The organism is Rhodococcus sp. NPDC127527, assembly GCF_042672245.1.
Taxonomy (GTDB): domain Bacteria; phylum Actinomycetota; class Actinomycetes; order Mycobacteriales; family Mycobacteriaceae; genus Rhodococcus_G.
The window spans coordinates 157,631-177,374 of the sequence record NZ_JBHXVP010000005.1; the positions used below are offsets into that span (position 1 = coordinate 157,631).

Sequence of the window (19,744 nt, forward strand, 5' to 3'; positions counted from 1 at the left end):
CGGGGGTCCCGGCGCCGTACCTCCCCGCACCAAACCACCCCCGCAGCCCCCCCCCCCTGCGGCGCCACCGCCAGTTTGTTTCCCAAACCCCGAGTGAACGCTTCCGTTCACTCGGTCTGACGCAACTGAACTTCCGTTCAGGTCATGGACCGGACGGAGATCCGGTCGACCGACAGTCGACGGGGGCGAAGCGGGCGTGCGCGACCTACCTGTGGATCGAATTCGCCCGGTGGACATCCGAACACCGGGTACGAATCGTGTGCAGGCGGCGGAGGCGCGCTAGCCGATGTAGCGGGACAGGCGCGCGGAGAGGTGCGGCTTCAGCGGACCGTCGGCGAGGATGCGTTCCTCGACGTACGCGAGGTCACCGCCCTCGACGATGCCGTAGAGGCGCTTGGCGCCGCCGACCAGTGCGCCCTGCTTGCTGCGGATGACGACGTCGGTGGCGAGCTCCCAGCTCGACTGGGTCAGGGCCTGGCCGTAGTACAGCTCGACGACGCCGGAGCTGTGCGTGAGCAGCAGTTCGACGACCTCCTCGTCGATGCTGCCGGGGATGCCGTCGCCGGCGACCCGCCAGAAACCGCTCTCCCGCAGGTCCGGACCGGCGTACTCGCCGTCGTCGTCCAGTCGCCACGACCGGGACTCCCACGCGAGAAAGTTGCCGCCGTCGTGCGAGACCACGATCTGCTGACCGAACCGGTAGTCGCCGGATTCGGGACTGCTGGCCTCGCCCTCGCCGCGCCACACACCGACGAGCGGCAGCAACGCCAGCATGCCGGGGTTCAGGTCCGGGCCGAGCCGCAGGTTCGCCGTGTCGTCGGGCAGCGGAAGGTCCGGGAGCACGGGAATGTTGCGTCCGGCGGTGTCCCTGGCGCGTTCGGCCGCGTCGGCCACGGCCTGGTCGCCGCTGCCTCGGCGCACGGACTGCTCGGCGGAGGCGCCGGCGTCACCCGCCGTCGCGGACGCGTCGTCGTTGGGGCCGACGGTGTCGCCGTCGCCGGGCTGGCTCACGGCTTGTCGGTGACCAAGCGGTACACGACGTAGAGCGAGAACCAGGTAATCAGAATCGCTGCGAGAACCAGCAGCACCTCGAAGAAGATGACCACGGCAACAGTCTAAACCGGGGCCCGCGGCGGCCGCGCCCGGGGTGCAGGGAGCCGGGCGGGGACGCGAAACGGCCCCGCTCCCGTGCGGGGAGCGGGGCCGAACCGTGCCGGAGGCGCTTACTTGCTGACGGTGATGTCCACGTTGTGGATGCCGTTGGCCTCGGGGCTGATCGTGGTGTCGCCGTTGCCGGTGCTGGACAGCGCACGCACGGTCCAGGTGCCGGGGGCGGCGAAGAAGCGGAAGTCGCCGGTGCCCGACGCCACGACCTCGGCGGTGAACTCGCCGGTGCCGTCGAGCAGGCGCACGAACGCGCCGCCGACCGGCTGGCCGTCGGCGGCCAGCACGCGACCGGTGATCACGGTCTCCTTCTCGACGTCAACGCCGGCGGGCAGGGTCTGACCCTGAACAGGTGCTCCACACATGGTTATCGAACCTCCAGCTCGATCGGGGCGCCGACGAGAGAGCCGTACTCGACCCAGCTGCCGTCGTAGTTCTTGACATTGCTCTTGCCGAGGATCTCCTGCAGAACGAACCAGGTGTGGCTCGAACGCTCGCCGATGCGGCAGTAGGCGATGGTCTCCTTGCTGTCGTCGAAGCCCTTGGCCGCGTAGAGCGCGGTCAGGTCGTCGTCCGACTTGAAGGTGCCGTCCTCGTTGGCGGTGGTGCTCCACGGGATGTTGATGGCGCCGGGGACGTGGCCGCGCTGCTGCGCCTGCTCCTGCGGCAGGTGCGCCGGCGCGAGGATCTTGCCGGAGAACTCGTCGGGCGAGCGGACGTCGACCAGGTTCTTGTTGCCGATCGCGTCGATGACCTCGTCGCGGAACGCGCGGATCGAGGTGTCCGGCTCGGCGGCCTTGTACTCGGTGGCCGGGCGGGTGACCTCGGCGCTCGACAGCGGACGGCCGTCGAGCTCCCACTTCTTGCGGCCGCCGTCGATCAGCTTGATGTCCTGGTGGCCGTACAGCTTGAAGTACCAGTACGCGTACGCGGCGAACCAGTTGTTGTTGCCGCCGTAGAGGACGACGGTGTCGTCGTTCGCGATGCCCTTGGCGGACAGCAGCGCCGAGAACTGCTCGCGGTTCAGGAAGTCACGACGAACGGCGTCCTGCAGGTCCTTGCGCCAGTCGAGTCGGACTGCGCCCTCGATGTGGCCGCCGTCGTAGGCCGAGGTGTCTTCGTCGACCTCGACGAACACCGTCTTCGGTGCGTCGAGGTTCTGCTCGGCCCAGTCGGCTGAGACCAGGACGTCGGAGCGAGCCATGGTTTTCCTTTCGGTACTTTCTTGCGTGGGTACGGGGGCTGTGCGGCTACGCCGCGGGGATCGGGTTCGACCTGCGGAAGCGGGCCACGAGCGGGTAGATCTGGCAGCCGAGGCAGATGCCGAAGGCCGCGTTGAGCAGGGCCGCGAACAGGGCGAAGCCGGTCGCGATGGTGCCGAGCAGGGTCAGCCCGGACAGGAACCCGACGACGCCGACGACCGCGAAGACGCCACCGACGAGCTGGGCGAACTTCAGCGGCGCGACCGGTTCCCGCTCGGTGGGCGGACCCACGCGGGGCGCCACGAACCGGGCGAACACCCGGCCGTAGGGGCTGCGGCGCGGGCCGGCGACGGCGCCGAGGGCGAACACGACGGCCTGCACGGCCAGCAGGACGCCCGCCAGGACGGGGGAGAACGCGGACACCGCGAGCACGACGACGAGAACGGCGGTGGTGATCCAGGCGGCGAACCGGGGTCCGCGAACGTCGACCTGGTCCGCGGCACCCGTGCTCGGGGTCGCGGTGCGGGGAAGGGTGGTGGGCATTGGAGGGTGCTCCTGCACTTGAACGGATGCCGTGAGATGCGGAAACGGGGCGCGGCGAACGGATCGGTCACGGCGTGGGGCTCGGGCGCTGGAGGCCGGGGCAATGGGCGCGAAGGCGCGGCCGTGAGGATCTACAGGCAGGTACAGCAACAACCGCCGAGGCGGCACAGGTCGACTGTGCGGCGTCGGGTGAGCAGGAGCTCTTGGCGGGTTTGCACGGGGCGAGCTTACCCGTTTTCCGGGGGAATTGAAGCCTCGGGTCCGCACAGCGGGAACAGGGCGGCCTCGAGATCCGCGGCCGACGGGACGCCGGACACGCGGTATCGCTGCTGCTGGGCGCCGTCGAAGATGAAGGTCGTCGGCAGCGACAGTACGCCGAGTTCACGTGCCAGCGCCGGGTTCTCGTCGATGTCGACCTCCACCTCCACCGCGTGCACCGCATCGGGTCCGAGTCGGGCGTCGAGGTTCTCCAGCGTCTGCCCGACCACCCGGCGCACCGCGGCGCACGGGCCGCACCAGTCGGCGGAGAAGTGCAGCACCGTCGGTCCGGCACCCGCGACCCCGGCCTCCGCGAGCAGGTCCAGTCGCAGGTCGGTGGTCCTGCCCTCGGGTTCGGTCGCCCGGACCCGCCCCGACCGGGACCGGAGGGCGAGCCCGACCGCAGTCGCGGCCACCACGACGACGGCGAGCACGATCAGCGCGATCATGCCCGCACCATCTCGTCGAGGTTGATCACCACGTTGTCGCCGGAGCCCTCGATCACGACCTGCGAGCCCTGCGCGTACACCTTGGTGGGGCGCAGCCCGAACGGCAGCCGCTGGGCGTCGATGCTCTTGGTGAACAGTCCGAGCACGGCCGGTTCGAGCGCGGGAGGGACGGTGAAGTTCGCGTGCCCCTCGGGGCCGAAGTAGAGGTTGGTGGCCACGATCTTGACGTCGTCGCCGTCGAGAACCAGGTTGGACTGCACGCTGACGGTCGCCTTCAGCGGTCCGACGGGCACGGTTCCCGTCAGCACGATGCCGCCCGCGGTGGACATGCCGGAGCCGCCGGAGCCGCCGGTCCCGTCGGACTTGTCGGCGGGCGGGGCCGAGACCTCCAGGTCGGGGATGCCGAGGAATTTGCCCAGGTTGGTGGCCTCGATCAGCACCCGGCCGTCGAGGTGGTCGACCGGGACCGTGCGGACGCTGCCGTTGACGAGTTCGGAGGCGGGCACGTGCGCGCCGTGCAGGTTGGCCTCGACCGTCACGTCACCGACGACGTCGCTGTGGACCCCGCGGGCGCGGATCTCGACGTGCTTGTAGGTGCCCGACGCCGCCTGCGTGAGGAAGGGGAAACCGGTCACCGTCACCTCGGGGTCTGAGGTCAGGACACCGCCCTCTCGCAGGCTCCGGGAAACGCGGTACTCGGAGTAGGCGGCGGCGCCGAAGTCGACGACCACGGCGAGAGCCAGCAGGCAGGCCAGGGCGAGTATCAGTTTCCGCACGGTCCCCATTGTGACGGACACGAATGGGACGAGGGTTGACTGCCCGCCGGGACCGGCGCGCTAGTCTGTTCTCGAAGTATCGCGTCACCGTCGCCGCGTGCTCAGGCACATCGACGTGCTCAGGCACATGAACGACGAGAGGGGAAGGCTGCGTGGAGCTACTCCTGCTGACTTCTGACCCGAACCCGGACTCCGTCTTACCCTCCCTCACGCTGCTGGCGCACACCGTCCGGCCGGCGCCGACCGAGGTGTCGTCGCTACTCGAGGCGGGCTCTGCCGACATCACCCTGGTCGACGCCCGGACCGATCTCGCGGCCGCACGGGGCCTGTGCAGACTTCTCGGGAGCACCGGATCCACCGTTCCGGTCGTCGCGGTCCTCACCGAGGGCGGGTTGGTCGCGGTCAATTCGGACTGGGGCCTCGACGACATCCTGCTGCCCGGCACCGGTCCCGCCGAGCTGGACGCCCGACTGCGACTGCTGGTCGGGCGCAGCGGCGGTGCCGCCACGCCGGAGAGCGCGGGCAAGATCACCCTCGGCGAGTTGGTGATCGACGAGGGCACCTACACCGCCCGGTTGCGCGGACGACCCCTCGACCTCACCTACAAGGAGTTCGAGCTGCTCAAGTACCTCGCCCAGCACGCGGGCCGGGTGTTCACCCGCGCCCAGCTGCTGCAGGAGGTGTGGGGGTACGACTTCTTCGGCGGCACCCGCACGGTCGACGTGCACGTCCGGCGACTGCGCGCCAAACTCGGGCCCGAGTACGAGGCACTGATCGGGACCGTCCGCAACGTCGGCTACAAGGCGGTCCGGCCCAGCCGCAAGACGGGTGCGGTCGCGGGGGCCGCCGACAACGACGCGCCGGACGACGAGTCGGGCCCCGACGGCGGCGAGTCGGACGGTTCGGCGCTCACCACGGCGAACGGCACGGCACCGTAGATGACCGAAGCCGCGATGAGCTGGTTCTACCTGCTCGATGCCGAACAGGAACAGCAGATCGGTGCGCTGGTCGAGCGGGCCACCACGATGGACGGGGTCGCGCCGATCTCGGAGCAGGCCGTGCACCGGCTGACCGGACGCTCGGGCGCCGAGCACGTGCTGTGGACCCTCGACGACGCCATCGTCGGCTATGCCGGCCTCGAGCCTGCGCACGACGGGCACCCCGCGATGGTCGAGGCGGTGGTCGACCCGGAGCACCGCGGTCGGGCCATCGGGCGGGCGCTGATTCGCGAGGCGCTGCGACGCGGCGGCCCCGGCACCCGGGTTTGGGCGCACGGCGACCTGCCCGCAGCGCGTGCGGTGGCCGACCGGCTCGGCCTGCGCGCGGCCCGCGAACTGCTGCAACTGCGTAGGACGCTGGCCGAGCCCGCGCTGCCCGAGGTCGTCGTTCCCGACGGGGTGACGCTGCGAACCTACGCGGGCCCCGCCGACGACGCGGACCTGTTGCGGGTCAACGCCGAGGCCTTCGACTGGCACCCCGAGCAGGGGGCGTGGACGCAGCGCGAGATCGACGAGCGGGTGGCCGAGGGCTGGTTCGATCCGAAGGGCCTGTTCGTCGCGTCCGACGCGGAGACCGGGGCGATGCTCGGCTTCCACTGGACCAAGGTGCACACCGCGACCGCGGACGCCCCGGCGATCGGGGAGGTGTACGTGGTGGCGATCGCACCCAGCGCGCAGGGCCGCGGACTGGGTAGACTTCTGACCGTCGCGGGCCTGCAATACCTGCGCGATCGGGGACTCGATTCGGTGCTCCTGTACACCGAGGCGGACAACGTCGCCGCACTGCACACATACGACCGGCTCGCCTTCGAGCGGTATCACGTCGACGTCGCATACGAAGGGGCACAAGGGTAGTCATGTTCTACTGGCTGTTGAAGTTCGTGTTCGTCGGGCCGTTCATCCGTTTCTACAACCGTCCGAAGGTCGAGGGTCTCGAGCACATCCCGGCCGAGGGTCCGGCGATCCTGGCGGGCAACCACCTGTCCATCGCGGACTGGCTCTTCGCGCCGCTGTCCTCGCCCCGACGGATCACCTACCTCGCCAAGAGCGAGTACTTCACGACCCCCGGTTTCAAGGGCGCGCTGCAGAAGGCGTTCTACGCCGGAGCCGGCCAGGTGCCGATCGACCGCAGCGGGGCCGACGCCGCGAACGCCGCGCTCGAGACCGCCCGTCGCCTCCTCGACCAGGGCAAGCTCGTCGGACTGTTCCCCGAGGGCACCCGCTCGCCCGACGGCCGGCTGTACAAGGGCAAGACCGGCATCGCCCGACTGGCCCTCGCCACCGGACTGCCGGTGATCCCGGTCGCGGTGATCGGCACCGGTGAGGTCTGCCCGCCCGGCCCGTTCCGCTGGCGCCGCCGACGTGTGCAGGTCAAGTTCGGCAAGCCGATCGACTTCGCCCGGTTCGAGGGCATGGGCGGCAACCGCTGGGTCGAGCGGGCCGTCACGGACGAGATCATGTACGAGCTGATGCGGATGACGGGCCAGGAGTACGTCGACACCTACGCGGCCTCGCTCAAGAATCCGAAGGCCGGGACCGTGGTCGCCGCGGACTTCCGGATGCCCGAGACCAAGGCCGGTTGAGCCGCTCTTCGAGCGCGCGCGAGTGATCTGCGGCTCATTCGCGCAGGTGTTCACTCTCCGTTCACCCTCCTGGGTCCGACTGGCTACCACTCCCGCTTACCTTTCACGGCAGGGCGGCGCCGTGCTGCCCGGACAAGTGAGCTTCCCGGAGGAATCAGCGTGAACTTCAAGCGCAATGCTGCGGTGCTCGGAGTGGTGGCCGTCGGTGCCATGACCCTGGCTGCGTGCGGTAGCGACAACAACTCGGCGTCCGGCAGCACCACCGTCAACAGTGCCGCCTCCACCGCCACCTGCGAGGGCAAGGAGGCGCTGTCGGCCGCTGGATCCTCCGCGCAGAAGAACGCGATGGACGCCTTCACGTCCACCTACATCGCGGTCTGCAAGGACAAGGGCAAGACCGTCAAGCTCGCCTACAACCCCAGCGGTTCCGGCGACGGCCGCACCCAGTTCATCGCGAAGCAGATCGACTTCGCCGGCTCGGACTCGGCCATCAAGGGCGACCAGGCCGCCGCGGCCAAGGAGCGTTGCGCCGGTAACGACGCGTGGAACCTGCCGCTCGTGTTCGGCCCCATCGCGATCGCCTACAACCTCGACGGCGTGGACAACCTCACGCTGAACGGCGAGACCCTCGCCAAGATCTTCAACGGCGGCATCAAGAAGTGGAACGACCCGGCCATCGCCGCCCTGAACAGCGGTGTCAGCCTGCCGGACCAGAACATCACCCCGATCGTGCGTTCGGACTCCTCGGGCACCACCGACAACTTCCAGCAGTACCTGACCGCCGCCTCGAAGGGCGCGTGGACGCAGGGCGCGGGCTCCGACTTCGTCGGCGGTGTCGGTGAGGGTGCCAAGGGTTCGGCCGGAGTCTCGCAGGCAGTGGCCAGTGCCCCCGGCTCGATCACCTACGTGGAGAAGTCGTTCGCGGACCAGAACAAGCTGAAGGCCGCGCAGATCGACAACGGCTCCGGGGCGGTTCCGCTGACCGGCGACGCGGCGAGCAAGGCGATCGCGGGCGCCAAGTTCAAGAACGAGAACTCGGGCGACCTGGCCCTCGATCTCAACTCGATCTTCGGCAGCACCGAGGCCGGCGCGTACCCGCTGGTCCTGGCCACCTACGAGATCGTCTGCTCGAAGGGCTACGACGCCGACACCTCGGCCGCGGTCAAGTCGTTCCTGACCAGCGCCGCCAACGAGGGACAGGCCGACCTCGCCGCGCAGGGCTACGTCCCGCTGCCCGGCACGGTCAAGGACAAGCTCAACTCGTCGGTCGCCGCGATCGGCTGAGTGTCCCGCTCGAAGCAACCGCTCTATATTCAGACCTACAAGATTGCGAGCGCAGATGAGCGACGCGCCCACCCAATCGGCGCCTCCCGCGCCCGGTCCCGCTGACTCCGGGGCCGGGGCGGGCGGTCCGCTCGGATCCCCGGAGGCACCGATCACTTCCTCACCCGCAGCCCCCGCGAAGACGGTCACCCGACCGGCGGACCGGATCTTCACCACGCTGACGACCGGGTCGGCGGTGTTCGTCACGGTGCTGATCGGGGCGATCGGGGTCTTCCTGGTCTGGCGTGCGGTCCCCGCGCTCTCTCGCAACGAGGTCAACTTCCTCACCAGCAGCAAGTGGGTCACCACCGACATCAACCACATGGCGTTCGGCGTCCTGGACCTGTTCCAGGTGACGGTGCTGGTGTCGTTGGTGGCGCTGGTGCTGGCGATGCCGGTGGCGCTGGGTATCGCGATCTTCCTCACCCAGTACTCGCCGAAGCGGCTCGCCAAGCCGCTGGCGTACGTGATCGACCTGCTGGCCGCGGTCCCGTCCATCGTGTACGGCCTGTGGGGCCTGCTCGTGTTCGCGCCCGCGATCAGGCCGGTCGCGGTGTGGCTCAACGAGCACCTGGGCTGGTTCCCGCTGTTCGCCACCGGGTCCGGCTCGATCCAGGGCGGCGGCACCATCTTCACCGCGGGCATCGTGCTGGCCGTGATGATCCTGCCGGTGATCACCGCCGTCACCCGCGAGGTGTTCACGCAGACCCCCGTCGCCCACATCGAGGCGGCGCTGGCGCTCGGCGCCACCAAGTGGGAGGTCGTCAAGACCACCGTCATCCCGTTCGGCAAGTCCGGCTACATCAGCGGCTCGATGCTCGGTCTCGGCCGCGCGCTCGGCGAGACGATGGCGCTGTACATGATCCTGCGCACCACCTCGAAGGCGTTCGGCTGGTCGGTCTTCGACACCGGCTCGACCCTCGCCTCGAAGATCGCGCTCGGCTACGCCGAGTTCAACAACGACATTCAGGCCGGCGCCTACATCGCCGCCGGTCTCGTGCTGTTCGTCCTGACCTTCGTGGTCAACGCGGCGGCCCGCGCCGCCATCGCCGGAAAGAAGGACTGACATGACGGCGACACTGGACCGCCCCGTCAAGAAGCCCACCTTCCAGGGCGTCAGCGGCCGGCGACGCTTCAACGACCTCGCGGCCCGGGTGCTCGTCACCGGGTCGGTGCTGCTGGCGCTGGTGCCGCTGGCGTGGGTGCTCGTCACCGTCGTCGCGAAGGGCCTGCCCGCGCTGACCAGCCCGACCTGGTTCACCAACTCGTTCAACGGGCTGTCCGCGTCCGCGTCCGGCGGCGGGATCTACCACGCGCTGATCGGCACCCTGATCCAGGGACTGGTGTGCGCGGCGCTGTCCATCCCGCTCGGACTGTTCGTCGCGGTGTACCTGGTCGAGTACGCCGGCACGTCCAAGCTCGGCCGGGTGACCACGTTCATGGTCGACATCCTCAGCGGCGTCCCGTCCATCGTGGCGGCCCTGTTCATCTACGCGCTGTGGATCGCGACGTTCGGCTTCCCGAAGTCCGCGTTCGCGGTGTCGCTGGCGCTGGTGCTGCTGATGGTTCCGGTCGTCATCCGCAGCACCGAGGAGATGCTGCGGATCGTGCCGCAGGACCTGCGCGAGGCCTCCTACGCGCTGGGCGTGCCGAAGTGGAAGACGATCATGCGGATCGTCGTGCCCACCGCCCTGCCCGGCATCATCACCGGCGTCATGCTGGCGCTGGCCCGCGTGCTCGGCGAGACCGCGCCGCTGCTGATCCTGGTCGGCTACGCGCCCTTCATCAATTTCGACATGTTCAACGGGGAGATGGGCTCGCTGCCCGGCGTGATGGTCGCCGAGATGAACAACCCGACCCCGGCCGGCACGGACCGGATCTGGGGTGCGGCGCTGACCCTGATCATGCTGATCGCGGTCCTCAACATCGCGGCGAAGGCCATCGGCCACCTGTCCCGGGTCCGGAGCAAGTGACCCCATGACGACCCGCAAGCTCAAGCTCACACAATCTCGAGGGAGCCACCATGGCCAAGCGTCTTGACCTCAAGGACGTCAACATCTTCTACGGCAAGTTCCACGCCGTCGCGGACGTCGGCCTGTCCGTTCCCCCGCGCAGCGTGACCGCCTTCATCGGCCCGTCCGGCTGCGGCAAGTCCACGGTGCTGCGCTCGCTCAACCGCATGCACGAGGTCACCCCGGGCGCCCGCGTCGAGGGCGCGATCCTGCTCGACGGCGAGGACATCTACGGCTCGCAGGTGGACCCGGTCGGCGTGCGCCGCACCATCGGCATGGTCTTCCAGCGCCCGAACCCGTTCCCCACCATGTCCATTCGCGACAACGTCGTCGCCGGCCTGAAGCTGCAGGGGGTGCGCAACAAGAAGGAGCTCGACGAGATCGCCGAGCGGTCGCTGCGCGGGGCGAACCTGTGGAACGAGGTCAAGGACCGCCTCGACAAGCCCGGCGGCGGACTGTCCGGCGGCCAGCAGCAGCGCCTGTGCATCGCCCGCGCGATCGCGGTCTCGCCCGACGTGCTGCTGATGGACGAGCCCTGTTCGGCCCTGGACCCGATCTCCACGCTGGCGATCGAGGACCTGATCACGGAGCTGAAGAAGGACTTCACCATCGTGATCGTCACCCACAACATGCAGCAGGCCGCCCGCGTCAGCGATCAGACCGCGTTCTTCAACCTCGAGGCCACCGGCAAGCCGGGCCGGCTGATCGAGATCGACGACACCGAGAAGATCTTCTCCAACCCGACGCAGAAGGCGACCGAGGACTACATCTCGGGCCGCTTCGGCTAGCCGGACGGCGCACGCACCAGGGGCCCGCGACCGACAGGTCGCGGGTCCCTGGTGTCGGCTGTCGATCCGTTCGACCCGATCAGACCGGAGCGGTGAGGCCGAAGTCGAGGGTCCCGTCCGCGTTCACGTCGTAGATCTCGACCCCCTCGCTGACCCGGGCCTGGTCGGTGCCCGTCGCGACGGCGATCTTGGAGCTGGCGTTGCGCATCATGTCGACGACGAGCTCCACCGCCTCGGCCGGTGAGAAGTGCTGCCGCACCGCGTCGATGACATCGGCTCCGATGTGACCCGGCTGCCAGACCATCGCATCGGTGAGTGCGAGTGCGGCCTTGTGGCGGTCGGAGAGTGCGCTGTCGGAGTGGTTGTCGACCTGATCGAAGGTCGATTCCTCGGCGCCGGCCGCCAGCGCCGACCTGCTGCGCAGGGACTTGCAGAGCCGGCAGTTGTGCTGACGCGCCTCGCGGAGGCGGACCAGCTCGGTGGTGACCGGGTCGAGGACTCGCAGCTTGGCGACGCTGCGCAGGAACGCGTCGACCAGCGGCCACAGGTCGTCGTCCGCCTCGTTCCATCGATTCGGGGCCGCCCAGCCGGTGGGCGCGGGCCCGAACAGCTGTTCCAGGACGCGTCGAAGCCGGGGCGCCCAGTCGGCGACGTAGACGGACGTGACGAACGTGCCGGTCCGGTGACTGAGCGCGTCCACGAGCGCCGCCCGGGTGGCGGCGTCGACGACGGACACGTCGACGCTGAACTGTTCCGCGAACTCCAGCGCAACGCGCTCGCGGCCGGCGACCGTCGCAGGGTTCGGCGTGGGCAGGTCGGGCGTCGGAAGCGGTGTCAGCGCCAGTGCCTCGGCGCAGGTTGTCCGCACGAACGCCACCAGCGGCCCGGCGAAGCCGGTCGGGTTCGTGGCGACCAGGTCCGCGAGGGCGGCAGCCACCTCCGGTGCGTACCTCGCGAGCGCTTCGGGAGCGGATTCGCTCGCCCAGCGACTGTCCGTTTCTGCACTCATGTCTGTGGCATCCTTCTCGCTCGTCCCGAGGACCAACACTGTGTGAGCCACACAACAGCCAGTGTCGACCGGCCTCAATCTGCACCTCCCGGTGAGCGGGACGGTCGGGGAATTGAAAAGCAGAAAGCCCCGACCGGATTCCGGTCGGGGCGTTGGTGGTGGGTCGGGTCAGGCCTGCGGCTCGGTGGTCTCGTCCGGGTCGACGGGCATCTTGCCGGTCACCAGGAAGATCACCCGGCGGGCGACCTCGACGGCGTGGTCGGCGAAGCGCTCGTAGAACCGGCCCAGGAGCGTCACGTCGACGGCCGCGGCGACGCCGTGCTTCCACTCGCGGTCCATCAGCACCGTGAACAGGTGGCGGTGCAGGTCGTCCATCGCGTCGTCTTCCTCGCGGAGCCGGGCGGCGCGCTCGGGGTCACGGGTCTCGAGCACCTCCTTCGCTCCGGCGCCGAGGGCGACCGCGAGCCGGCCCATCTCCGCGAAGTACCCGTTGACCTCCTCGGGCAGCACGTGGTTGGGATGTCGCCTGCGCGCGATCTTGGCCACGTGCAGCGCCAGCGCGCCCATGCGGTCGATGTCGGAGACGATCTGGATGCCGCTGACGACCGAGCGTAGGTCACCGGCGACGGGCGCCTGCAGCGCGAGCAGGGCGAAGGCCCGCTCCTCGCACGAGACGCTGAGTTCGGTGATCTGGTCGTGATCGCTGATGACCTGCTCGGCCAGCGGGAGGTCTGCCTGTAGCAGCGACTGGGTCGCCCGCTCCATTGCCGTTCCCGCGAGGCCCGCCATCTCGCCGAGCATGTCGGCGAGTTCGGTCATCTGTTCGTTGTAAGCCACGCGCATGAGGTCACAGCCTAGTTCCTGCCAGGAACCAAGTCACGATGACGAGGTGAACAGCGGGTGAATGACGCCGCACGTCAGAGCGCTATGCGCAAGAATCGTCGGCCGCGTTCGTGAACGAGAGATCGGGGGGGAGCTCCTCGATCGTGGTGCCCGAGACGACCGTCGACTTCGGTGCGACGGTCGGGTGCAGCGCACTGCCGGCCGCCGGCGGCGAGGTGATCTTGCCGGAGAAGCCCGATCCGAGAACCACGTCGACGATCGCGCCGAGGTCCGAGGTCTCCTGCAGCAGGGCGCCCGGGATGGTGGCGGCCACGGTCGCGGCCTCCGCTTCCTGGCCTGGGCCGTAGCGGACCAGGGTGGCCCCGCTGATGCCGGTGTAGTTGCCGACGCTGTAGATCTGGAAGCCGTGGGCGCCGAGCGAGCTGGCCGCGTCGGCCGCCACGCCGGTGACCCCGGACGCGTTCGAGACCTGCACCGACACCGCGGCCGGGGACAGTGCGAGCAGGCTCGGTGCGGGCGCCGGAGTCGCCGCGGTCGGGGGTGTGCTCGATGCGGACGCCTTCGCGGCGTCGGCCTTGCGGGACTCGCCGGGCAGCGGCTCGTCGTCGATGATCGCCTGGAAGATCGAGTGGATGTCGTCGAGCCGGGGGATCTCGTTGCCGAGCTCGTTGGTGCCGGCGGTGGGGACGGTGAGGAAGGTGACCGCGCCCGCGTCGACCTTCTGCAGTGAGCGGCCCAGGGTCACGAGCGACTTGGTGTCGACGTTCTGGACGAAGGTGTCCCGGGTGAAGGCGTTGATGAATCCGTTGAGCTTGCCCGGGTCGAAGAGCACCTTGTTCGACAGCGCCGAGCGCAGCAGCGAGGACAGGAACATCTGCTGGCGTTTGATGCGGCCGTAGTCGCCGTTGCCCTCGGCCTCGACCTTGCGGGCGCGCACGTAGTTCAGCGCGGTGGCGCCGTCGAGGGTCTGCTTGCCCGCGCGCGGGAGAACGGTGCCGAGCTCGTCGTCGATCAGCGGGGCGGTCGCGCACACCTGCACCCCGCCGACCTGGTTGACCATCGACTCGAACCCCGAGAAGTCCATCCCGATGAAGTGCCCGATCTTGAGGCCCGACATCTTCTGGATCACCTTGACCAGGCACTTCGGGCCGCCGAAGGCGTACGCCGAGTTGAGCTTGTCGTTGTCGGCGCCCGGACTGACCTCGTTGGTGTACTCGCCCTTGTCGTTGTCCCAGCCCTGGCAGCTCGGGCGGACGATGTCCAGGTCGCGGGGAAACGACACCGCGACGACCCGGCTGCGGTCGGCCGGGATGTTCACCAGGATGACGGTGTCCGAGCGGGACCCTTCGGCGTCGGCGACGGACCCGGCGCCCACCCCGCCGTTCGCGCCAGCGCGGGTGTCGGTGCCGACGATCAGGTACGTCTCGTCGCCGTACTGGCCGCCGGGGTCGACGACGTCGGTGCTGTCGGGGTCGAGCGCGGCCACCTGAAGGAAACCGTTGTCGGTCGCGCGCAGGTAACCCCACACGACGCCGGTGAGGACGAGGGTCATCACGGCGACCATCGCGACCGCGCTGCGGCCGATCACCCGCAGCCGCTTCTGCTTGCGGCGCTTGCTGGCGACCAGCCGTGTCTCGGCCGGGGCCGCGTCGTCCTCGGCGGCGGGCACGACTTCCGGCTCGGCCCGGTACATCCAGCCGGTGGGCTGCGGCTCCGGGTCGGGTGCGGCCGGGCGCTCGCCCGTTGGTGGATCCGGGCGCTGCGGCGGCGCCGGATTCGCCGGTGCGGCGTGCTGGGGCGGCTGGTGCCGGGGCGGCTGGCTCTGCGGAGGAACTCGACGAATGGGGCGGCTCACATGGGAGATCGGTCTTTCCCACGGGGCGCGGCCCTCGGGCGCGGGGCCCGGACCGTGATCGTCGCCCACCTACAGATCCTCGCCTCTCGCGTAATTGCCACCGTCGCCGCCGGACGGTTCCCACATGATACTTACCGGACCCGTGTGATCCAGTCGGGTTCGATCGCTGCTGGTCAGCCTCCGGAATGCATCAGATCGGCGCCCGCCGGAACGAGGCAGTCCTCGGGGTCGTCGAGCCAGCCCTCGGGTAGGGAGACCTTGCCGGGTGAGCCCTGTCGCCCGCGCGGGCCCTCGGCGTCCTTGGGAAAGGGCACGTCCGGGGGCAGTTGGACCAGCAGCCCGTCAAGTTCCTCGAGGGTGGACACCATCGCCATCGCCACCCGCATGTCGGAGCCGGCGGGGAAGCCGCGGAGGTACCACGCGACGTGCTTGCGCAGCTCCCGCAGGCCCTTGTCCTCGCCGTGGTGGGCGGCGAGCAGTTCGGCGTGCCTGCGGATGATCGTCGCCACCTCGCCGAGGGTGGGCGGGGTGGGCTCCGGGGTTCCGTTCAGGGCCGCGCTGAGCTCCGCGAACAGCCACGGCCTGCCGAGGCAGCCGCGCCCGACCACGACGCCGTCGCAGCCGGTTTCCGCCATCATCCGGACCGCGTCCTCGGCGGCGAAGATGTCGCCGTTGCCCAGGACCGGGACCTCGGTGACGTGCTCCTTGAGGCGGGCGATCTCGCCCCAGTCGGCGGTGCCGGAGTAGCGCTGGGCGGCGGTCCGGGCGTGCAGCGCCACCGCGGCGGCACCCTCACCTGCGGCGATGCGTCCGGCGTCGAGATGGGTGTGATGCTCGTCGTCGATGCCGACCCGGAACTTGACGGTCACCGGGATGTCGGTGCCCTCGGTGGCCTTGACCGCGGCGGCGACGATCCGGCCGAACAGGGTGCGCTTGTACGGCAGCGCGGCGCCGCCGCCCTTGCTGGTGACCTTCGGGACCGGGCAGCCGAAGTTCATGTCGATGTGGTCGGCCATGTTCTCGTCGACGATCATCTTCGCGGCCGCGTAGGTGGTGTCCGGGTCGACCGTGTACAGCTGCAGCGACCGCGGCGTCTCGGTGGGGCCGAAGGTGGTCATGTGCAGGGTCGCGGGCTGGCGTTCGACCAGCGCGCGGGCCGTGACCATCTCGCACACGTACAGGCCCGAGGTGCTGCCCGACCGTTCGAGCTCGAGCTCGCGGCACAGGGTGCGGAACGCCACGTTCGTGATGCCCGCCATCGGGGCGAGCACGACGGGGCTACGCAGCTCCAGCGAGCCGATGCGCAGGTGCTGAGCGGTGGGAGTTGACATCGATACCTCGGAAATGACTGTGCCCGGTACCGAAGTTCGGTACCGGGCACAGAATAGCGGGCGGGCGCAGGACGCTCGTTCGCTCAGGAGGCCTGCTGTTCGCGCCGGGCTTCCTCACGGGCGAGCATGCGGTCGCGCTGCTCCTCGAACTTGGTCGCCTGCACGCCGAGGTCGTCCAGGAACGTGGACAGGGTGTCGCGCGACGCCTCGCCGGCGCCGGAGAAGTCCTCGCGCTCGAAGATGCGCCACTTGCGCAGCACCGGCATGACGACCTCTTCGAGGTGCTGACGCAGGTCGTAGATGCCGTGCTTGGCCATCAGGACGCCGTTGCGGCGGAAGTTCGGCATGCCCGCGCCGGGCATCTCGAAGTTCGTCACCACGTCGGTGATCGCCGCGATCGTCTGGTCCGGCGACACGTCGAGGGCGGCCTCGCAGACGTTGCGGTAGAAGATCATGTGGAGGTTCTCGTCGGCCGCGATGCGGGCCAGCATCCGGTCCGCGATGTCGTCGTTGCAGGCCCTGCCGGTGTTGCGGTGCGAGACGCGGGTCGCGAGCTCCTGGAAGGTCACGTACGCGACCGAGTGCAGCAGACCCTCGGTCTCGCCGGGGGAGGAGTAGCCGTTGGTCATGTGGATCATCCGGGCCTCTTCGAGGGCCACCGGGTCCACGCCACGGGTCACGGTCAGGTAGTCGCGCATGACGATGCCGTGGCGGTTCTCCTCGGCGGTCCAGCGACCGACCCAGGTGCCCCAGGCGCCGTCGCGGGAGAAGTTCTCCGCGATCTCGCGGTGGTACGAGGGCAGGTTGTCCTCGGTGAGCAGGTTCGTGATCATCGCGGCCTTCGCGACCGGATCGAGACGGGACTGCTCGGGATCCCAGTCCTCGCCACCCATCGCGGCGAAGTTGCGGCCCTCGTCCCACGGGACGTAGTCGTGCGGGTGCCAGTCTTTCGCCATGGAAAGGTGTCGGTTGAGGTTCGATTCGGCCACCGGCTGCAGCTCCTGCAGTAGCTCCAGCTGGGTCAAATCTCTCGCCATTACTTTGCCTCCATGTATCCGCGGAAAATCGGCTCAACCTAGCCTACGGGACCGTAACCACGTTGGGTATTGCTTCGGATTGGTCACGACCTGGGAAGTCGGTGCAGACTCCAGACACATTCCCGCACGGGAATCGCGCCCGAGCGGTCTTTCGTTACACCGTCGGGATCTCTCTCGATCACGAACAACGGCGACGCCCGGACGCCCCGGGAGCCGCCGTTGTGAAGGGCGTTCGAGAGTCGCGCTACTTCTTGCCACCGCCGAGCAGACCGCCGAGCAGGTCGCCGAGTCCGCCGCCGGCGGACTGTCCGCCGCCGAGCAGGCCACCCAGCACATTGCCGAGGCCGCCGCCGCCCGACTGTCCGCCGCCGAGCAGACCGCCCAGCAGGTCGCCGAGCCCGCCGCCACCGGCGGACTGCGCCTGTGCCCCGCCGCCGGTGTTGCCCGACATCTGCTTGGCGACGAACGCCAGCACGATCGGTGCGAGCATCGGCAACAGCTTGCTCACCAGCGAGCTTCCGCCCGCGCCGCCCACCCCGCCCAGTGCGCTGACCACCTGGTCGGTGCTGTCGCCGAAGACATTGGCGACGATCTTCTCGCCGTCGGCGGCATCGACCTGGTCGAGGTCGACGCCGCCCGCGAGGAAGGCGGGATCGGAGTGCTGTGCCAGCGCGTGCTCCAACGATGCGGCGCCGTCCGGATCCTGGGCGTTCGCTTCGAGCCCGCCGACGAGAGTCGGGATGGCGGACCGGACCGCGGTGGTCGCGGTCGCCTCGTCGACGCCGAGCTGCTCGGCGATCTGGCTGATGGGAATCTGGGACAGGAGCTCGTCGATCGATGCCATGTGTGCCCGTCTCGTCGAGGACCGCCGTCGGCCGGCGGTCCGGTTTGTCCGACAGTAGTGAACGGGTGTCGTACACACGCTCCTATCGGACCGGTGGCGGATTCCGTGTCGTGCGAGCAGGATTCACCCATGACCAACGGGAATTGGGCTGGTTCCTACGACCAGCCGGTCGATGCCGGCAGGAAGGGCTGGCCCGGTTGGGCGAGGAAGACCGTCGCCGCGGTGGTCCTGCTACTCGTCCTCGTCGTCGCGTACTTCGTTCTCGCGGCGTTCCTGCCGAGGTGGTGGGCGCAGCAGGCGGGCTCGCTGTCCTCGGGCAGCTTCAGCCGTGGCATCGCGTGGGGGCTGCTCTACGGACTGCTGTGCACCCTGCTCCCGTTGTTGCTGATCCGGCTGGCCTGGCGGGTGCGCGGCCGGAAGTACAGCCGGGTCGCCCAGATCGCGTCGGTGGTACTCGCCGTGGTCCTCGCGCTGCCGAACCTGATGACGCTCTCCGTCGTGCTCGGCAACAGCGCGGCCGCGCACGCGGGGGAGCGGATTCTCGACGTCGACGCGCCGGGGTTCCGGGGTGCGTCGCTGGTCGGCGCGATCCTCGGCGCGATCACGTTCGTCGCCCTGACCTGGCTCGGGGCCACCTACCGTCGGCGCGGCCGGGAGTTGGCGAAGATGCGCGACGACGCCCGCGCTGCCGACCAGGCCGCGGACCAGCCGGCGTCGCCGAGCCCCGAGGGCTGACGTGGGCCGGGTCAGTGCCCGTGGTGGCCCCGGTCGCCCACGACGAAGTCCCGGAACCGGGCTGCGGGCGGGGTCAGGGTCCGTTCCCGCGACCACACCATCCCCACCTCGCGCACGGCCGCCGCGTCACGCACCGGGACGACCACGACCCCGACCGGCCACGACGCTGCCTCCCGCACCGGGACCAGCGCCACGCCGAGGCCCGCGGACACCAGCCCGGTGACGGTCGCGAGTTCGCTGCTCTCGAAGACGATCTCGGGGGTGAACCCGGCGTGTTCGGACGCCTCGTCGAGCAGGCTCCGCATCCCGAAGTCGGGGTGCATCGCGACGAATCGTTCGGTCGCCGCCTCGTCCAGTCCGATCTCGGTGCGGCCGGCGAGCGGATGGTCCGCGGGCACGGCGAGGGCGAGCGGTTGGCGGTCGAGCAGCACCCAGTCGAGGTCGGGGTCGTGCGGGCGGGGCGAGGTCACCGCGAGGTCGCTGTGGCCGTCGAGGACGCGGTCGGCGAGCCGTCCGGCCGCGTCCTGGTGCAGGGTGAAGCGCACCCCCGGCGCGTCCGAACGGAAGGCCCGGATCAGGTCGGGGACCAGCCAGGGACCGAAGGAATGCAGGAAGTCCAGTCGCACGGTTCCGGTCGACGGACTCGACAGTTCCGCGATGCGGTCCTCGGCGGTGGCGAGTTCGTCCAGGGCGCGTCGCGCGTGCTCGTGCAGCAGGCGACCGTACCGGTTCAGGGTCAGCCGGCGTCCGTGTCGGTCGAACAGATCGACCCCGAGGCGGCGCTCGAGCGTGGCGAGTCGCCTCGACAGGGTGGGCTGCGAGAGTCGGAGTTCGTCCGCGGCGGCCGTCACCTGACCCTCCTCGGCGAGGACGACAAACCACCGGAGGTCGGCGCTGAGCATGACCGGCTCCCATCGGTCGAACCATCTATATGTTGATTGAGCATATAGAAGTGCCATTTCAGTCATTTTGTGGATAAGTTGAGCAGGTCGAG

Annotated in this window: 21 protein-coding genes; 8 read left to right on the forward strand and 13 right to left on the reverse strand. The window is 69.5% G+C overall.

Going from position 1 to position 19,744, the window contains the following annotated elements; translation table 11 throughout:
- Positions 1–279 precede the first annotated feature (279 nt).
- The 6 genes from ACFVH2_RS11120 to ACFVH2_RS11145 all read right to left on the reverse strand — a co-directional run bounded on the left by ACFVH2_RS11120 (position 280) and on the right by ACFVH2_RS11145 (position 4,392).
- Positions 280–921 (reverse strand): FABP family protein, encoded by a 642-nt coding sequence (locus tag ACFVH2_RS11120; RefSeq protein WP_378424707.1) that lies wholly within the window; start codon positions 919–921, stop codon positions 280–282.
- A 302-nt stretch (positions 922–1,223) separates the two neighbouring features.
- Positions 1,224–1,529 carry a DUF1416 domain-containing protein gene (locus ACFVH2_RS11125; protein ID WP_378424412.1) on the reverse strand — a complete coding sequence of 102 codons (306 nt, stop codon included), beginning with the start codon at positions 1,527–1,529 and terminating at the stop codon, positions 1,224–1,226.
- A gap of 2 nt (positions 1,530–1,531) precedes the next feature.
- Positions 1,532–2,368 (reverse strand): sulfurtransferase, encoded by an 837-nt coding sequence (locus tag ACFVH2_RS11130; RefSeq protein ID WP_378424414.1) that lies wholly within the window; start codon positions 2,366–2,368, stop codon positions 1,532–1,534.
- Positions 2,369–2,414: 46 nt separating this feature from the next.
- Entirely contained in the window at positions 2,415–2,909 is a 495-nt protein-coding gene (locus ACFVH2_RS11135) for a DUF4395 domain-containing protein (RefSeq protein WP_378424416.1), read from the reverse strand.
- Positions 2,910–3,136: 227 nt separating this feature from the next.
- Complete coding sequence (locus ACFVH2_RS11140) at positions 3,137–3,616, reverse strand: thioredoxin family protein (protein ID WP_378424418.1); 480 nt, start codon at positions 3,614–3,616, stop codon at positions 3,137–3,139.
- Positions 3,613–4,392, reverse strand: a complete 780-nt coding sequence (locus tag ACFVH2_RS11145) for an LmeA family phospholipid-binding protein (RefSeq protein WP_378424420.1) — start codon at positions 4,390–4,392, stop codon at positions 3,613–3,615. Before ACFVH2_RS11145 ends, ACFVH2_RS11140 begins: the two co-directional genes overlap by 4 nt.
- A gap of 152 nt (positions 4,393–4,544) precedes the next feature.
- On the opposite strand from ACFVH2_RS11145, the gene ACFVH2_RS11150 reads away from it, so the two are divergent.
- The 7 genes from ACFVH2_RS11150 to pstB all read left to right on the forward strand — a co-directional run bounded on the left by ACFVH2_RS11150 (position 4,545) and on the right by pstB (position 11,096).
- A complete protein-coding gene (locus tag ACFVH2_RS11150) occupies positions 4,545–5,330 on the forward strand; it encodes a winged-helix domain-containing protein (protein ID WP_378424422.1) in 786 nt (261 codons plus the stop codon).
- Entirely contained in the window at positions 5,331–6,245 is a 915-nt protein-coding gene (gene mshD, locus ACFVH2_RS11155; RefSeq protein WP_378424424.1) for a mycothiol synthase, read from the forward strand.
- Positions 6,246–6,247: 2 nt separating this feature from the next.
- Positions 6,248–6,973 carry a lysophospholipid acyltransferase family protein gene (locus ACFVH2_RS11160; protein WP_378424426.1) on the forward strand — a complete coding sequence of 242 codons (726 nt, stop codon included), beginning with the start codon at positions 6,248–6,250 and terminating at the stop codon, positions 6,971–6,973.
- 159 nt (positions 6,974–7,132) lie between these two features.
- Positions 7,133–8,257 carry a phosphate ABC transporter substrate-binding protein PstS gene (gene pstS, locus ACFVH2_RS11165; protein ID WP_378424428.1) on the forward strand — a complete coding sequence of 375 codons (1,125 nt, stop codon included), beginning with the start codon at positions 7,133–7,135 and terminating at the stop codon, positions 8,255–8,257.
- Positions 8,258–8,312: 55 nt separating this feature from the next.
- Complete coding sequence (gene pstC, locus ACFVH2_RS11170; RefSeq protein WP_378424430.1) at positions 8,313–9,362, forward strand: phosphate ABC transporter permease subunit PstC; 1,050 nt, start codon at positions 8,313–8,315, stop codon at positions 9,360–9,362.
- Between the two features lies 1 nt (position 9,363).
- Positions 9,364–10,269, forward strand: coding sequence for a phosphate ABC transporter permease PstA (gene pstA, locus ACFVH2_RS11175; RefSeq protein ID WP_378424432.1), 906 nt, complete (start codon positions 9,364–9,366; stop codon positions 10,267–10,269).
- A 50-nt stretch (positions 10,270–10,319) separates the two neighbouring features.
- Positions 10,320–11,096, forward strand: coding sequence for a phosphate ABC transporter ATP-binding protein PstB (pstB, locus tag ACFVH2_RS11180; protein WP_378424434.1), 777 nt, complete (start codon positions 10,320–10,322; stop codon positions 11,094–11,096).
- A 79-nt stretch (positions 11,097–11,175) separates the two neighbouring features.
- Here the strand turns inward: pstB and ACFVH2_RS11185 are convergent, their stop codons facing one another.
- The 6 genes from ACFVH2_RS11185 to ACFVH2_RS11210 form a co-directional block, all read right to left on the reverse strand.
- Entirely contained in the window at positions 11,176–12,105 is a 930-nt protein-coding gene (locus ACFVH2_RS11185; protein ID WP_378424435.1) for a carboxymuconolactone decarboxylase family protein, read from the reverse strand.
- 168 nt (positions 12,106–12,273) lie between these two features.
- Positions 12,274–12,948: a phosphate signaling complex protein PhoU gene (gene phoU, locus ACFVH2_RS11190; RefSeq protein ID WP_378424437.1), complete on the reverse strand. Its 675-nt coding sequence runs from the start codon at positions 12,946–12,948 to the stop codon at positions 12,274–12,276.
- 82 nt (positions 12,949–13,030) lie between these two features.
- Positions 13,031–14,872, reverse strand: coding sequence for an LCP family protein (locus tag ACFVH2_RS11195; protein ID WP_378424439.1), 1,842 nt, complete (start codon positions 14,870–14,872; stop codon positions 13,031–13,033).
- A 104-nt stretch (positions 14,873–14,976) separates the two neighbouring features.
- Positions 14,977–16,134 (reverse strand): tRNA dihydrouridine synthase DusB, encoded by a 1,158-nt coding sequence (gene dusB / locus ACFVH2_RS11200; RefSeq protein WP_378424441.1) that lies wholly within the window; start codon positions 16,132–16,134, stop codon positions 14,977–14,979.
- A gap of 83 nt (positions 16,135–16,217) precedes the next feature.
- A complete protein-coding gene (locus ACFVH2_RS11205; protein ID WP_378424443.1) occupies positions 16,218–17,171 on the reverse strand; it encodes an acyl-ACP desaturase in 954 nt (317 codons plus the stop codon).
- Positions 17,172–17,415: 244 nt separating this feature from the next.
- A complete protein-coding gene (locus ACFVH2_RS11210) occupies positions 17,416–18,015 on the reverse strand; it encodes a DUF937 domain-containing protein (RefSeq protein WP_378424445.1) in 600 nt (199 codons plus the stop codon).
- A gap of 129 nt (positions 18,016–18,144) precedes the next feature.
- Between ACFVH2_RS11210 and ACFVH2_RS11215 the strand changes: the two genes are divergently transcribed.
- Positions 18,145–18,750, forward strand: coding sequence for a hypothetical protein (locus tag ACFVH2_RS11215; protein ID WP_378424447.1), 606 nt, complete (start codon positions 18,145–18,147; stop codon positions 18,748–18,750).
- Between the two features lie 11 nt (positions 18,751–18,761).
- On the opposite strand, the gene ACFVH2_RS11220 is transcribed toward ACFVH2_RS11215, so the two are convergent.
- The gene (locus ACFVH2_RS11220) at positions 18,762–19,652 is read right to left on the reverse strand and encodes a LysR family transcriptional regulator (RefSeq protein WP_378424449.1); all 891 of its coding nucleotides are present in this window, start codon (positions 19,650–19,652) and stop codon (positions 18,762–18,764) included.
- Positions 19,653–19,744: the final 92 nt, after the last annotated feature.

Excerpts from the sequence above, each read along its gene's own strand:
- ACFVH2_RS11125 (WP_378424412.1), bottom strand. The coding sequence starts at position 1,529 with ATGTGTGGAGCACCTGTTCAGGGTCAGACCCTGCCCGCCGGCGTTGAC.
- ACFVH2_RS11130 (WP_378424414.1), bottom strand. The coding sequence starts at position 2,368 with ATGGCTCGCTCCGACGTCCTGGTCTCAGCCGACTGGGCCGAGCAGAAC.
- ACFVH2_RS11135 (WP_378424416.1), bottom strand. The coding sequence starts at position 2,909 with ATGCCCACCACCCTTCCCCGCACCGCGACCCCGAGCACGGGTGCCGCG.
- ACFVH2_RS11140 (WP_378424418.1), bottom strand. The coding sequence starts at position 3,616 with ATGATCGCGCTGATCGTGCTCGCCGTCGTCGTGGTGGCCGCGACTGCG.
- mshD (WP_378424424.1), top strand. The coding sequence starts at position 5,331 with ATGACCGAAGCCGCGATGAGCTGGTTCTACCTGCTCGATGCCGAACAG.
- ACFVH2_RS11160 (WP_378424426.1), top strand. The coding sequence starts at position 6,248 with ATGTTCTACTGGCTGTTGAAGTTCGTGTTCGTCGGGCCGTTCATCCGT.
- pstC (WP_378424430.1), top strand. The coding sequence starts at position 8,313 with ATGAGCGACGCGCCCACCCAATCGGCGCCTCCCGCGCCCGGTCCCGCT.
- pstA (WP_378424432.1), top strand. The coding sequence starts at position 9,364 with ATGACGGCGACACTGGACCGCCCCGTCAAGAAGCCCACCTTCCAGGGC.
- pstB (WP_378424434.1), top strand. The coding sequence starts at position 10,320 with ATGGCCAAGCGTCTTGACCTCAAGGACGTCAACATCTTCTACGGCAAG.
- ACFVH2_RS11185 (WP_378424435.1), bottom strand. The coding sequence starts at position 12,105 with ATGAGTGCAGAAACGGACAGTCGCTGGGCGAGCGAATCCGCTCCCGAA.
- phoU (WP_378424437.1), bottom strand. The coding sequence starts at position 12,948 with ATGCGCGTGGCTTACAACGAACAGATGACCGAACTCGCCGACATGCTC.
- dusB (WP_378424441.1), bottom strand. The coding sequence starts at position 16,134 with ATGTCAACTCCCACCGCTCAGCACCTGCGCATCGGCTCGCTGGAGCTG.
- ACFVH2_RS11205 (WP_378424443.1), bottom strand. The coding sequence starts at position 17,171 with ATGGCGAGAGATTTGACCCAGCTGGAGCTACTGCAGGAGCTGCAGCCG.
- ACFVH2_RS11210 (WP_378424445.1), bottom strand. The coding sequence starts at position 18,015 with ATGGCATCGATCGACGAGCTCCTGTCCCAGATTCCCATCAGCCAGATC.
- ACFVH2_RS11215 (WP_378424447.1), top strand. The coding sequence starts at position 18,145 with ATGACCAACGGGAATTGGGCTGGTTCCTACGACCAGCCGGTCGATGCC.
- ACFVH2_RS11220 (WP_378424449.1), bottom strand. The coding sequence starts at position 19,652 with ATGCTCAGCGCCGACCTCCGGTGGTTTGTCGTCCTCGCCGAGGAGGGT.